The sequence below is a fragment of the uncultured Duncaniella sp. genome (assembly GCF_910578445.1).
Taxonomy (GTDB): domain Bacteria; phylum Bacteroidota; class Bacteroidia; order Bacteroidales; family Muribaculaceae; genus Duncaniella.
In genome coordinates this window covers 1-13,232 of sequence record NZ_CAJTQC010000019.1, presented here as the reverse complement: position 1 = coordinate 13,232, position 13,232 = coordinate 1, and the positions used below count along the sequence as shown (strand labels likewise).

General features: G+C 46.6%; 10 protein-coding genes and 1 tRNA gene. 8 read left to right on the top strand and 3 right to left on the bottom strand.

Translation table 11 applies throughout. The features are described from left to right. Nucleotides 1-11: 11 nt before the first annotated feature. Nucleotides 12-1,400 (top strand): chromosomal replication initiator protein DnaA, encoded by a 1,389-nt coding sequence (gene dnaA / locus QZ311_RS08485; protein WP_297066692.1) that lies wholly within the window; start codon nt 12-14, stop codon nt 1,398-1,400. Between the two features lie 97 nt (nt 1,401-1,497). Here dnaA and QZ311_RS08480 read toward each other — a convergent pair whose 3' ends face one another. Further along, the gene (locus QZ311_RS08480) at nt 1,498-2,004 is read right to left on the bottom strand and encodes a type I restriction enzyme HsdR N-terminal domain-containing protein (protein WP_297066690.1); all 507 of its coding nucleotides are present in this window, start codon (nt 2,002-2,004) and stop codon (nt 1,498-1,500) included. A 65-nt stretch (nt 2,005-2,069) separates the two neighbouring features. On the opposite strand from QZ311_RS08480, the gene holA reads away from it, so the two are divergent. From holA to QZ311_RS08460, 4 genes are all read left to right on the top strand, one after another. Next, the gene (gene holA, locus QZ311_RS08475; RefSeq protein ID WP_297066688.1) at nt 2,070-3,104 is read left to right on the top strand and encodes a DNA polymerase III subunit delta; all 1,035 of its coding nucleotides are present in this window, start codon (nt 2,070-2,072) and stop codon (nt 3,102-3,104) included. 145 nt (nt 3,105-3,249) lie between these two features. Then, nucleotides 3,250-3,711 (top strand): Fur family transcriptional regulator, encoded by a 462-nt coding sequence (locus tag QZ311_RS08470; protein ID WP_297066686.1) that lies wholly within the window; start codon nt 3,250-3,252, stop codon nt 3,709-3,711. 68 nt (nt 3,712-3,779) lie between these two features. Beyond that, nucleotides 3,780-5,054, top strand: coding sequence for an adenylosuccinate synthase (locus QZ311_RS08465; RefSeq protein ID WP_297066684.1), 1,275 nt, complete (start codon nt 3,780-3,782; stop codon nt 5,052-5,054). A gap of 114 nt (nt 5,055-5,168) precedes the next feature. Continuing rightward, nucleotides 5,169-6,413 (top strand): DUF1015 domain-containing protein, encoded by a 1,245-nt coding sequence (locus tag QZ311_RS08460; protein WP_297066682.1) that lies wholly within the window; start codon nt 5,169-5,171, stop codon nt 6,411-6,413. A gap of 122 nt (nt 6,414-6,535) precedes the next feature. On the opposite strand, the gene QZ311_RS08455 is transcribed toward QZ311_RS08460, so the two are convergent. Beyond that, nucleotides 6,536-7,132 carry a C40 family peptidase gene (locus QZ311_RS08455; protein WP_297066681.1) on the bottom strand — a complete coding sequence of 199 codons (597 nt, stop codon included), beginning with the start codon at nt 7,130-7,132 and terminating at the stop codon, nt 6,536-6,538. Nucleotides 7,133-7,772: 640 nt separating this feature from the next. On the opposite strand from QZ311_RS08455, the gene QZ311_RS08450 reads away from it, so the two are divergent. After that, the gene (locus QZ311_RS08450; RefSeq protein WP_297066679.1) at nt 7,773-9,428 is read left to right on the top strand and encodes a diphosphate--fructose-6-phosphate 1-phosphotransferase; all 1,656 of its coding nucleotides are present in this window, start codon (nt 7,773-7,775) and stop codon (nt 9,426-9,428) included. 497 nt (nt 9,429-9,925) lie between these two features. Here the strand turns inward: QZ311_RS08450 and QZ311_RS08445 are convergent. Beyond that, nucleotides 9,926-9,997, bottom strand: a tRNA-Glu gene (locus QZ311_RS08445). Nucleotides 9,998-10,319: 322 nt separating this feature from the next. Between QZ311_RS08445 and rsfS the strand changes: the two genes are divergently transcribed. After that, nucleotides 10,320-10,682: a ribosome silencing factor gene (gene rsfS, locus QZ311_RS08440; RefSeq protein WP_123614506.1), complete on the top strand. Its 363-nt coding sequence runs from the start codon at nt 10,320-10,322 to the stop codon at nt 10,680-10,682. A gap of 48 nt (nt 10,683-10,730) precedes the next feature. Then, a complete protein-coding gene (gene ftsH / locus QZ311_RS08435) occupies nt 10,731-12,890 on the top strand; it encodes an ATP-dependent zinc metalloprotease FtsH (protein WP_297066675.1) in 2,160 nt (719 codons plus the stop codon). The last annotated feature ends 342 nt before the right edge of the window (nt 12,891-13,232 follow it).

Sequence of the window (13,232 nt, the reverse complement as noted above, 5' to 3'; positions counted from 1 at the left end):
CCAACTGACCGATGCAAAACGAATACTCCCAGAAATGGGACAAGTGTCTCGAAATCATTCGAGATATTGTCCCTGCCGAACAATTTAAATCATGGTTCAGCCCGCTGACATTCCGTCGGGTTGAAAATGATGTGCTTACTATTTATTGTCCTACAGAATATTTTGCTGAGCAGCTTGAAGAAAGATATATCAATGTGCTTGGCAAGACCCTTAAGCGCGTGTTCGGTTCAAACATTCGTCTCATATATGAATTTCCGGTAGTTGCAAATGATCCCAGCACACAGATAGAAGTCGGCAGCGCTCATCCGAGCAATGCTGTGAAGCCGATGCCCGGCGCGACATCAAATCCGTTCAAGGAGCAGATTGTCGAGGATATTGACTCGCAGCTTAATCCTGACTATACGTTTGAGAATTATTGCATAAGCCATAGCAATAAGGTCGCACAGTCTATCGGTGAGGCTATTGCAAACGATCCGAAGCTTAAGACTTTTAACCCGCTCTTTGTTTTCGGTCCTTGCGGTGTGGGTAAGACACATCTGATTCAGGCGATAGGCATCCGCATCAAGGAGCGCAATCCGCGTGCGCGTGTGCTTTATCTTACCGCCCGCTTGTTTGAGAGCCAGTACACGGCCGCTGTCATGCGCGGAAAGCTTAATGAATTCATTAACTTCTATCAGAGTATCGACACGCTGATAATTGATGATATTCAGGATTTCATCGGCAAGGAATCCACGCAGAAGACATTCTATCACATTTTCAACCACCTGCGTCAGAATAACCGCCAGCTCATCATGTCGAGCGATTGCAGCCCTTCCCAGATGGAGGGCATGCAGGATCGTCTGCTTTCGCGATTCAAATGGGGTATGACCGCTCAGCTCGAGCGTCCTGATATTGAATTGCGTCGCGATGTCCTCTTCCAGAAGTCTTTGCGCGACGGAGTGAAGCTTCCCAAAGATGTGATGGATTTCATTGCGTCTAACGTTACCCAGAGCATTCGTGAAATCGAAGGCGTTGTGGTTTCACTTATGGCGCATGCGACATGCCTTGGCGAAGAAATTACTGTCGACCTTGCGCGCCGTGTACTTTCCAATTCGGTTAAACTCAGCAAGCGTACTGCCAATTTTGAAAGCATCGCACGGACAGTGAGCGATTTCTACAACATAGAAGTTGACCAGATTTTCACGAAATCACGTAAACGCGAGATTTCCGATGCGCGCCAGATGGTGATGTATCTTGCCAAGAAGCACACCAAGATGCCGCTAAAGGCAATAGGAACACGTCTCGGACGTACGCATGCTACGGTTCTCTATGCTTGTCGTCTGATTGATGAGCGCCTTCCGATTGAAAAGAAACTCAGTGAGGATATAGCCCAGCTTGAAACCGAACTGCTTTCCGTATAAAGATTAAATGACAAGAGCGTATGTGGTCATCCACATACGCTCTTGTCGTTGTTTTCTGTATGAACCCAAGATTGCGTGTGACGCGAATCGCAAATGTCTAATCGCATAAATCGCTATAACATGGGATTTCCTGAAGGAATCGGTAGCGTCGGGTCTCGCTGTCGAGTGCGCAGCAGTAATGGCGTAGCCCATTGCTTACGATAAGGTATTTTACTTTTAATGCCAGACTGTAACGGGCGATTTGGTTGAACACATCTTGCGTGAGGGTTATCGAAGGCGCTTTGTACTCGATAATCATTATCGGCTGTCCGTGTCTGTCGTATACCACGGTGTCGCAACGTTTCGATGTGTTGTTGAGTTTGATTGCGATTTCGTTGGCCATTAGAGATGCCGGATATGACAGGTCTGTCCGGAGATAAGAGGTGAAATGCTGTCTGACCCATTCTTCAGGTGTAAGCAACAGCCATTTTTTTCTCAGCGGATCATAAATTTCATTGCCACGGGTGGAGGAACGTAATCTCACGTTGCCGGGAGGAAGATTCAGCGGGCAGATTGCATTGTCGTCGTTCTGGATGTGGTGCATATAGACGGTGATTTTCGGCAAAGTTAGCAAAATTCGCTAAAAATATGTAAATTTACACTCTGAAACCATAAACATACCCATCAGTAATGGCCTCGTCGAATCCTACATTCTCGGAATTAAAACGTCAGCTTGCAGCGCGTGTCAAGCTTGCGCCTGTCTATCTTCTTCACGGAGAGGAGGGATATTACATTGATGAACTTGTGAAAGACTTTGAGGCACTTGTCCCGGAAGAGGAGCGCGACTTCAATCTGTATGTTCTGTATGCTCCCGAATCCGGAGTCGAGACGGTGATGGATGTGTGTCATCGTTATCCTATGATGGCTCAGCGGCAGGTTGTGATTGTTAAAGAGGCTCAGGCTGTGCGCGCCGATCAGTTGAATAAGCTCCATAGCTATGTAGAGCGGCCGAATGAAACGACAGTCCTTGTGATTTCATGCCGTGGCGCGCAGGCTAAGGGCAAGGAATTGCTCGCCGCAGTGAAAAAGAACGGTGTCATTTTCGAATCAAAGCGCCTGAGCGAACGCAATGTTGTGCCTGTGATTAACGATCTGATTAAGGAAAAGGGCCTTAATGTCGATCCGAAGGCGCTGGCTATGCTTAGGGACTACATCGGAGCAGACCTGTCACGCCTGTATAATGAAATAGGAAAGCTTGCATTGATTCTCGGCCCGGGGGCAATGGTCACGCCTGAGGCTATCGAGCGGAACATAGGGGTGTCGAAAGACTATAATAATTTTGAATTGGTCGACGCCATTGTGAGCCGCAATCCGGCTAAGGCTTTTGCGATTGTAGAGTATTTCAGAAACAATCCTAAAAATAATCCGACGGTGATGACGGTGTCTTCGCTGTTCAATCAGTTTTCAAACCTGCTGATTTATCACTACACTCGCGATAAATCACAGAGTGGCTATATGGATGCGCTTGGCATGCGTAATGCTTGGGGATTGCGTGTCTATGAAGTTGCCGCGCGTAATTACAATGTCAGGCAGACGATTGAAATCATATCTGCTATACGCGAATTTGACGCTCGCAGCAAGGGTATAGGTTCGCGCCAGAATGAATATGACCTGCTGAAAGATCTGGTCTATCGGATTCTTACTGCGCGAGGGATTATAGGCTGAATCGAGGCTATTGGCGTTGTCCGGAGTCTGGGCATGCGAGACTCGGTAATGAAAAAAAGGTCTTGAAACCCTCCGCGGTCAGCATTGAAATTTACTTTAACGAAAATTTGGATATTAGGCGCTTGCTTTGTAATTTTGTCAATTGATGAACGATGAAAAGCGAAAAAGTGATGCCGAAGAACGGCTGCGGCACTATCTGTCACAGCATCGTCTGCGTTGCACCCCTGAGCGCTTGATGATTCTTGGAAAAGTCGTGGAGATGAAAGGCAGTTTCTCACCCGCGCAATTGCTTGATGCTCTTCTCGGCGGCGACTTCAGACTGAGTCAAGGAACGGTCTACAACAGCCTTAAGCTGTTTGACGCCGCAGGGATTGTCAGGCGACGCAGGTCGGAGGATGGTGTCGAAATCTACGAATGTGCTTCGCGAGAGGACGAGCATCTGACATTGGTGTGCTCTCGATGCGGACGTTCGCGAGAGCTGAGAGATGCGGAGCTTGTCAGGTATCTGAAATTGCGTCGCTATCCGTCGTTTGTCATGACCGGATTTGACCTTTACATCCATGGCCTCTGTTCGCGGTGTCGTGGCGGAGGACGCGTCAGGAAGTAATCGAGATTACGGTGCAGAGTAACACTTGAAAATTAAATGCAATAATAAATTTATATATATCACGTAAAATGAAAGTTGATGTGCTTCTGGGTCTCCAGTGGGGAGACGAAGGAAAAGGTAAGGTTGTGGATGTACTCACTCCGCGTTACGATGCGGTGGCCCGCTTCCAAGGTGGTCCTAACGCCGGCCATACGCTGGAGTTCGAGGATAAGAAATATGTCCTCCGCTCAATTCCGTCAGGCATTTTTCAGCATGGCCAGATAAATATCATCGGCAATGGCGTTGTGCTTGATCCTGTCCTGTTCAAGCAGGAGGCCGAGGAATTGGAAAAGAGTGGGGTTAACCTCCGTTCGATCCTTAAGATTTCCAAGAAAGTCCATCTGATTGCGCCGACTCACCGCCTGCTTGATGCTGCCAATGAAAAGGCTAAAGGCGGAAAGAAAATCGGCACTACAGGTAAGGGTATCGGCCCTACTTACACAGATAAAATCTCGCGTAATGGTCTGCGTCTTGGCGATGTGTTCCATAATTTCAAAGAAAAATATTCAGCGCTCCGTCAGCGCCATCTCAGTCAGCTTGAGGCCTTGGGTTCTACTCCCGAGAACCTTAACGAGCTTGAAGAGAAGTGGATGGATGCGATTGAGTATATAAAGGGCTTCGGAATCGTTGATTCGGAGTTTCTCATCAACAGCCTTCTTTCGGAAGGAAAGAGCGTGCTTTGCGAAGGTGCGCAGGGAACTCTGCTCGACATCGATTTTGGCTCGTATCCATTTGTGACTTCGTCCAATACCATCAGCGCTGGTGCATGTTCCGGACTTGGTGTCGCTCCCAATAAGATAGGTGAGGTGTTTGGCATTTTCAAGGCTTATTGTACCCGTGTCGGCAGCGGTCCGTTCCCGACAGAGCTTTTTGACGCTACCGGTAAGCGCATCCGTGATCTCGGTCATGAATATGGTGCTGTTACAGGTCGTGAGCGCCGTTGTGGCTGGATTGACCTCGTGGCTCTCCGCTATGCGATTATGCTCAACGGTGTGACACAGCTTATCATGATGAAGAGCGATGTCCTCGATGATTTTGATGAAATAAAGGCCTGTGTGGCATATAAAATCAATGGTGTTGAGACTAATCAATTCCCATTCTCCATCGAGGAGGACATCGAGCCTGTCTATGCCACTCTTCCCGGATGGAAGACCGACATGACAAAGATGCAAAGCGAGGATGAGTTCCCGCAGAACTTTAAGAATTATATCGATTTCCTCGAAAAAGAACTTGCCACTCCGATTACGATTGTTTCAATCGGTCCTGACCGCAAGCAGACTATCGTACGCGAGAAGAAAGCTTAAGCGATAAATTTTATTGACAATGGAAGCCATGACCGTCGCGGGCTGTCGCAGGACGGTTTCGCGATGAGTCTGGCTCTATTTTTCCATACCTTAATCAAGTTAACCTCTGAAACCATGGCAAAAGTAAAACCGTTCAAGGGCATTCGCCCTCCGCGCGAAATGGTCACTGAAGTGGCATCGCGTCCCTATGATGTGCTTAACTCTGAGGAAGCCCGTAAGGAAGCCGAAGGCAATCCTCGTTCGCTCTATCACATAATAAAGCCTGAGATTGATTTTGCTCCGGGTACTGATGAGCACGCTCCGGAAGTCTACGACAAGGCAGTCGAAAATTTCAATGCTTTCTGTGGAAACGGATGGCTTGTGCAGGATGATAGCGAGCATTATTATATCTACGCTCAGACTATGAATGGCCGCACTCAATATGGCATCGTTGTCGCTGCCAATGTGGCTGACTATATGGAGGGTCGCATTAAAAAGCATGAGCTTACCCGTAGGGATAAGGAAGAGGACCGCATGAAGCATGTCCGTATCAATAATGCCAATATCGAACCTGTGTTCTTCGCTTTCCCCGACAACGATGCGCTTCAGAAAGTGATCGACGTCGTAACTGCAGGAGAACCTGAGTATGATTTCACTGCTCCCGACGGTTTCGGGCATCACTTTTGGGTGATTGACGATGAGGAGATGATTGCGACCATAACCGAGGAATTCGCAAAAATCCCATATCTCTACATTGCCGACGGTCACCATCGCTCGGCTGCGGCCGCTCTTGTCGGACATGAAAAGGCGCTTGCAAATCCCGCACATACAGGCGATGAGGAATACAACTACTTCCTTGCAGTTGCTTTCCCGGCTTCACATCTTAATATTATTGACTACAACCGTGTGGTCAAGGATCTTAATGGGCTTTCACCTGAAGAATTCATCGGCCGCCTTGGCGAGCATTTTGTGGTTGAAGAAATGGGAGCTGATGAATACCGTCCCGCTTCACTCCATAACTTCTCGCTTTATCTTGGCGGAGTGTGGTATTCGCTCACAGCAAAAGAGGGAACTTATAATGATGATGATCCTATCGGTGTGCTTGATGTGACTATATCGAGCGATCTTATCCTGCGCGATATCCTTGGCATAACAGATCTTCGCAGCGACAAGCGTATTGATTTTGTCGGTGGCATCCGTGGTCTTGGCGAACTCAAGCGCCGTGTCGATTCAGGAGAGATGGCAATGGCTCTCGCTCTTTATCCTGTGTCGATGAAACAGCTCATGGATATTGCTGATTCAGGTAATATCATGCCTCCGAAAACTACTTGGTTTGAGCCGAAGCTCCGCTCAGGCCTGATTATCCATCGTTTGGATTAATTATCGGCATAGTCATTACAAAAATAAAAAACTCACGATACCGTCGCGGTGTCGTGAGTTTTACTTTCTATCTATGTCTGATGTCTGAAAATTGTATATTCGTTTGTTTTTTCATTCCTTAATCATGCCTTGGCATCAGCCGGAATGATGCGTTTTGCTCCGATATAGCGTTTGGAGTAATAACCCCCGTCGGGGAATTTCTGATATACAACACCTTGAGAGGTAGATGCGTGGATAAATACGCATGAGCCGTCGGGGTTTACGTCGACCACCATGGCTACATGGCCCACTCGGGAACGGCCGCCTCCTCTGCCTGAGAAAAACATGAGATCGCCGGGGCGGAGGTCTCCTGTCTCAACTTTCTCTCCTTCGTGATACTGGGTGCTTGAAGAGCGACTGAGGTTGAAGCCGAAGTTTTTGAATACAAAACCGATGAATCCTGAGCAGTCAAATGCCTTTGGGCCTGCACTGCCACGGCGATAACGGGTTCCGAGGTATTTCGAGGCGAAATCTTTAAGCTGGTTGATGAGTTCGCCGTTGTCTGTGCCGGAAGCTTGCTCCACTGATTCTTCAGCGGCAAAAGGGGAAAATGCTCTGACGGTTTCGAAGCTGCTTTCCATTATAGAGGAGCTTGCTTCAACCGCAGTTGTATGGGCTGTGGGTAATTTATATGGGGTCGGGTTGTCTGCTTTGGCTGTAAGGGCCGCGCCGCAACTCATTAAAAGTGATACTATAGATATGGTTATTGACCTCTTCATGAGTCAGTGTTGATAATTTTTAAATTAAGATTATGTGAAAAACTGTGATTGATTTTAATTTCACATTGCAAAATTACTCAAGAAATCCTTTTTTTCAAAATCGCAAAATGTTGAGATATGGTGTTTTGGCCTGTTTAAAAGATTTCGAAAGAGAATGTAACATAATTTTGCATGAAAGTTTAAAATGTTAATGAAAACGGTGAATTATGGTGGTTTGAATACAATAATTAACACATCTTAACTATATTCTCCTCGGAATTTCTTTACGATTGGTCTATGTTATTGGCAATTTAGAAGGCTTGTTGATGTAAGTGTTAAAACGATGAGTGTGTATTGGCGACCTAAATACGTAATAAATAATGAATTGCACATATATGGCAACGGTGTGTAATTTACAATATTTTGCGTATTTTAACACTGCTGTGCGTGATATTGAGTATTGATAATTTTGAGGTGCTCAATTTCTTGATTTTTTGCGAAATATTTGCGACCTTTGCGTATGTTAAGACCTTAATCATAGGTTTTGATTGCTTTTTGCATTCAAAATGGCCTCTCCTTCTTGCAAAATGATAAAAATCAAGTAAATTCTAATAACTCTCAAATGAAAAAAAGTGCTTTGCAGCAAGCCCGTGCGGCTTACAAGCCCCAACTTCCAATCGTTCTTACCGGTGGAGTAAAAGTTGTAGAAGGTCAGCCGACTCAGTCGGCCGGTGATCAGGAAGATATTAAGAATCTTTTCCCGAATACATATGGCCTTCCTGAAATCCGTTTTGAAAAAGTTCCTGCAACTGAGTCGGCCGAGCCGATTAATGTAGGCGTGATTCTCTCCGGAGGTCAGGCCCCCGGCGGACACAATGTCATCAGCGGTCTTTTCGATGGTATAAAGAGTATCAACCGCAAGAGCCGTCTATATGGCTTCCTCATGGGCCCCGGTGGTCTTGTTGACCATAAATATAAGGAGCTCACAGCTGATATTATTGATGAATATCGCAACACCGGCGGTTTTGACATCATAGGTTCCGGCAGAACGAAGCTTGAGACAAAAGAACAGTTCGACAAGGGTCTTGAGATTCTCCGCGAGCTTGACATCAAGGCTCTCGTGATAATCGGAGGCGACGACTCAAACACTAATGCTGCTATCCTTGCTGAATATTACAAGGCTATTGGCGCAGGCGTGCAGGTGATTGGTGTGCCTAAGACTATCGACGGAGACCTTAAGAATGATGTGATTGAAACTTCTTTCGGTTTTGATACTGCGACTAAGGTTTATTCTGAAGTTATCGGAAATATCCAGCGTGACTGTAACTCGGCTAAGAAATATTGGCATTTCATCAAGCTCATGGGCCGTTCTGCGTCACACATCGCTCTCGAGTGTGCCCTGCAGTGCCAGCCTAATGTTTGTATAGTGTCTGAGGAGGTCGAGGCAAAGAACATGACTCTTGCTCAGGTTGTCGATGACATCGCTGAGTCAGTTGTTGCTTGTGCTAACGATGGAAACAATTATGGTGTTGTGCTTATTCCTGAGGGCCTCATTGAATTTATCCCTGCTGTCAAGGCGCTTATCGCTGAACTCAACGACCTTCTCGCTGCTAAGGCTGGTGAATTTGCAGCGATTGATCCTGAAAAACAGCGTGAGTGGGTTGTCGCCCAGCTGAGCGAAGAGAACGCGAAGACCTATGCTTCGCTTCCGGCCGGCGTTGCCCGTCAGCTTACACTTGACCGCGACCCCCACGGAAATGTGCAGGTTTCGCTTATTGAAACAGAAAAGCTTCTCTCTGAAATGGTGGGCAAGCGTCTTGAACAGCTCGCTGCGGAAGGTAAGTACAAAGGAAAGTATGCAACAATGCACCACTTCTTCGGTTATGAAGGCCGTTGCGCAGACCCGTCGAACTTTGATGCCAACTATTGCTATGCGCTTGGCTATACAGCAGCATGCCTTATCGCGGCTGGCAAGACCGGCTACATGTCAAGCCTTCGCAATCTGACTTTCGCTCCTGTCAACTGGATTGCCGGCGGTATACCTATCACTATGATGATGAACATGGAACGTCGTCACGGAGAGATGAAGCCTGTGATCCGCAAGGCGCTTGTCGAGCTTGACGGTGCACCGTTCCTCAAGTTTGCAAAGGAGCGTGACCAGTGGAAGCGTGAGACCTGTTACGTATATCCCGGTCCTATCCAGTACTTCGGTCCGGTTGAAGTATGCGACCAGCCCTCACTTACCCTTGTTTACGAGCAGAAGCGTCGTAAATATTAATAGATATTAAGTCTTTGCACTCCGCTTTCTTTTTTGTTGGCGGAGAGCGCCATACGGCATCCCCCCGGTTGTGAATGACAGCCAGGGGATGCTTGTATCTATATTGTGTCGCTTCAGCTTCGGTGAAATGATGGGGTAGGGTATAAAAATTAGCTGACATCCGCAGTGAACGGATGTCAGCTTATGAGAAGCGCCGGAGGAAGATGATGAAACTCCGAATGACAGGATTTGAGTGCTTGCCGTCCTTTGTAATCCTCCGGGCAGTTATGCCTTCCTCCGAAGAGGACTGAGGCCCGCCATTGGGCGGCGAAGCTTGTCTCGGTATTTCAAAAATAATTGATGAGTTTCCCAATCGTGCTCCGGCGCGGGATTTTATTTACTCTCAATTTTACAACACAAAATTAATGTATTTCGTTTAATTTTCCAAATAGGAAATTTAAATTTTATGAAAAATAAAAACGACTCTTTCTTGGTGAGAGAGCCGTTTGTTTTTCTTGTAGCCCATAGCAGAATCGAACTGCTATTTCAAGTGTGAGAAACTTGCGTCCTAACCGTTAGACGAATGGGCCGGTTGGTTATGTCGGTTTGAAGATTGACTTGTCGTGATGTCTCTCATTTCGACAGTGCAAAGGTAGGCAGTTTTATTTAAATGTGCAAGCGATGCAATCTGATTTAACATATTTTTACCAATCTTTTGCGCCGGGTATTTTCAGATGGTTTAGGCCGGCATGTAAAACTAAATGTGTATAACAATTGTTAAGAGTATAACGCTGACACGATTTTTAATCAGTTCATGATAATTCAAGGAAAATGATTACCTTTGTGTCTAATTTATCACATAATTTAGATTCAGATAATTTAAAAGTTTCAACGTCTATCGAAGCAAAATTCATGACAGAAAAAACAATTGACATACTTCCTCTCGTCATCGAGGGAATCCGCGAGCGCAAAGGCCGCAAGATCACGACAGTGGATATGAGTGAAATCGATACCGCTGCAGCGCGCAGGTTTATAATATGTGAGGGCACATCTACTCAGCATGTAGCTGCCGTGGCTGACAGCGTCAGAGAATATTTGCTCGAAAAAGAGCATATCAAACCATATAATTACGACGGCTATGGAAATTCGCAATGGATAGTCATAGACTATGGCGATACACTCGTGCACGTCTTTCTTCCTGAGACACGCAGTCTCTATGATCTCGAAGACCTGTGGAGTGACGCACGGATTACGGACTATCCGGACGAAGACTGATTGTCCGTACAGCTATTTTATCCTAACAATTGCAAGCATTGACACATTATGAGTTCACAGACTCCTCCCAACAACAACCCTAAGCCTAAAAAGCCGATAGGGATAAAGTTTAGCATGTATTGGGCCTACGCTATAATAATAGTGTTTCTTCTTGGCATGCTCTATATCGATGACAATTCGATAACTAAAGATGTAAGTTTTACAAAATTTGAAGAATATGTGACTAACGGTGGTGTTGGAGACATGACCGTCTATACCAATACCAACCGTGCGGAAGCAGTTCTGTCTGATTCTCTCGCGAGTGCCATTTTCCCTGAAAGCCAATATCAGAGCGGAAAGGGCAAGATTGCACGTATCGTGACAGATATTCCCTCTGCCGACCGTCTTCAGGACAAGATTGACATGTGGGCTGAAAAGGGTATATATAACGGACATGTGAAATATGAGAAGGCTTCGGATTATTCGACTCTCTTATGGACATTCGGTCCTATAGTTCTTCTGGTGGCATTCTGGTTCATCATGATGCGCCGGATGTCGGGAGGCGCGAGTGGCGGAGGCCCCGGTGGCGTTTTTAATGTTGGCAAATCCAAACCCAAGGTTTTTGATAAGGGTGAGGGCACAGATGTCACATTCAAGGATGTTGCCGGATTGACAGAGGCCAAGACCGAAATCCGTGAGATTGTGGAGTTCCTTCGTAATCCGCAGCGTTACACCGATCTTGGTGCGAAGATTCCTAAAGGCGCTCTGCTCGTAGGCCCTCCGGGAACAGGTAAGACTCTTCTTGCCAAGGCTGTGGCAGGCGAGGCCAATGTGCCGTTCTTCTCGATGTCGGGTTCTGACTTTGTCGAAATGTTTGTGGGTGTCGGTGCTTCGCGTGTCCGCGACCTTTTCCGTCAGGCTAAGGAGAAAGCTCCCTGCATTGTGTTTATCGACGAAATCGATGCCGTCGGTCGTGCGCGTGGAAAGAATCCCAATATGGGCGCTAACGACGAGCGCGAAAATACGCTCAACCAGCTTCTCACCGAAATGGACGGCTTCGGGACTAATAGCGGTGTGATTATCCTCGCGGCGACCAACCGTGCCGATATTCTTGACAAGGCTCTTCTTCGTGCCGGACGTTTTGACCGTCAGATTAATGTCGACCTTCCTGAGCTTAAAGACCGCATAGAAGTGTTCAAGGTGCATCTTCGCAACATCAAGACTGATGAGTCGGTCGATGTCGACCTTATGGCTCGCCAGACAGCAGGCTTCTGTGGCGCTGACATTGCGAACGTATGTAACGAAGCTGCGCTTATCGCAGCCCGTAATAATAAGACGGCTGTTGACCGTGAGAGCTTTATGGCTGCGATTGACCGCATAATCGGAGGTCTTGAACATAGCTCCAAGATTATTTCGGCTGACGAGAAGCAGGCTATCGCTATCCATGAGGCGGGCCATGCCACAGTGTCGTGGTTCCTTGAATACTCCAATGAAATGGTCAAGGTGTCAATCGTGCCTCGCGGCATGGCATTGGGCGCTGCATGGTATATGCCCGAGGAGCGGCAGATTACTCCGCTTCAGGCTCTTCTCGACCAGATGTGTATGACTCTCGGCGGCCGTGCGGCCGAGGAGCTGACTTTGGGACAGGTTTCCACCGGCGCTCTCAACGACCTTGAGAAAGTCACCAAGATGGCATATGCTATAGTGGTCTACTATGGCATGAGCGAAAAGATTCCAAATGTGTGCTACTATGATTCTACAGGTCAGTCGTATGGATTCTCGAAGCCCTATGGCGGTGAGCGCGCTAAGCAGATTGATGACGAGGTGTCGCGTATTATAAACGAGCAGTATGAGCGTGCTAAACAGATTCTTCGCGAGCACAAAGAGGGTCACGCCAAACTTTCCGAGACTCTTCTGACGAAGGAGGTGATGTATGCCGAGGATCTTGTCAACATCTTCGGAAAGCGTCAGTGGAAGTCGCGCACTGAAGAAATCATGAAGCTACAGGCGGAGCGTGATGCAAAACGCGCTCTTGAAGAAGCTGAAAAAGAAAAGGAGAAGAAGGATAATGAGAAATCAGATGAGTCTTCAGAGTTGACAGCCGAGGTAGTCGACGTTACGGAGACTGTGGTTGAAGTTTCGCCTGAATCCAAGAATCCGGATAATGAAACTGACAAAGACGGAGATGACAAACCGATTCCTACTCCTCCTCCTTTTAAAAAAGACTGATAGAAAATAAATACTCATTAGTTACGTCAATCAATCGTATGGCCACTGCACCGGTGTTAATGGTGTAGTGGTCATTTTCATTGCTTTATTGTGGATTTGATTCTAAAAAATATGAGCGATAATAAAAATAATCCTTGAAAAATTTGGTTTATAAAATAAACTGATTTATTTTTGCAGTGTGAAATTTATAAAGAGTGACATCGCGCGAGTTTACTCTTTTATTTTTCCAAGCACGGTTTATTTTATAAACCTGTTTATTTTAAATATTAAAATTTACTCTCTAAATCCAATATTGTCCTAAATAATTTTTGAGTGCTACTCAACGTGCAGAGGCATCAGCCT

What these genes read in the sequence shown, in the direction of transcription:
- dnaA (WP_297066692.1), top strand. Translation starts at nt 12, where the DNA reads ATGCAAAACGAATACTCCCAGAAATGGGACAAGTGTCTCGAAATCATT.
- holA (WP_297066688.1), top strand. Translation starts at nt 2,070, where the DNA reads ATGGCCTCGTCGAATCCTACATTCTCGGAATTAAAACGTCAGCTTGCA.
- QZ311_RS08470 (WP_297066686.1), top strand. Translation starts at nt 3,250, where the DNA reads ATGAACGATGAAAAGCGAAAAAGTGATGCCGAAGAACGGCTGCGGCAC.
- QZ311_RS08465 (WP_297066684.1), top strand. Translation starts at nt 3,780, where the DNA reads ATGAAAGTTGATGTGCTTCTGGGTCTCCAGTGGGGAGACGAAGGAAAA.
- QZ311_RS08460 (WP_297066682.1), top strand. Translation starts at nt 5,169, where the DNA reads ATGGCAAAAGTAAAACCGTTCAAGGGCATTCGCCCTCCGCGCGAAATG.
- QZ311_RS08455 (WP_297066681.1), bottom strand. Translation starts at nt 7,132, where the DNA reads ATGAGTTGCGGCGCGGCCCTTACAGCCAAAGCAGACAACCCGACCCCA.
- QZ311_RS08450 (WP_297066679.1), top strand. Translation starts at nt 7,773, where the DNA reads ATGAAAAAAAGTGCTTTGCAGCAAGCCCGTGCGGCTTACAAGCCCCAA.
- rsfS (WP_123614506.1), top strand. Translation starts at nt 10,320, where the DNA reads ATGACAGAAAAAACAATTGACATACTTCCTCTCGTCATCGAGGGAATC.
- ftsH (WP_297066675.1), top strand. Translation starts at nt 10,731, where the DNA reads ATGAGTTCACAGACTCCTCCCAACAACAACCCTAAGCCTAAAAAGCCG.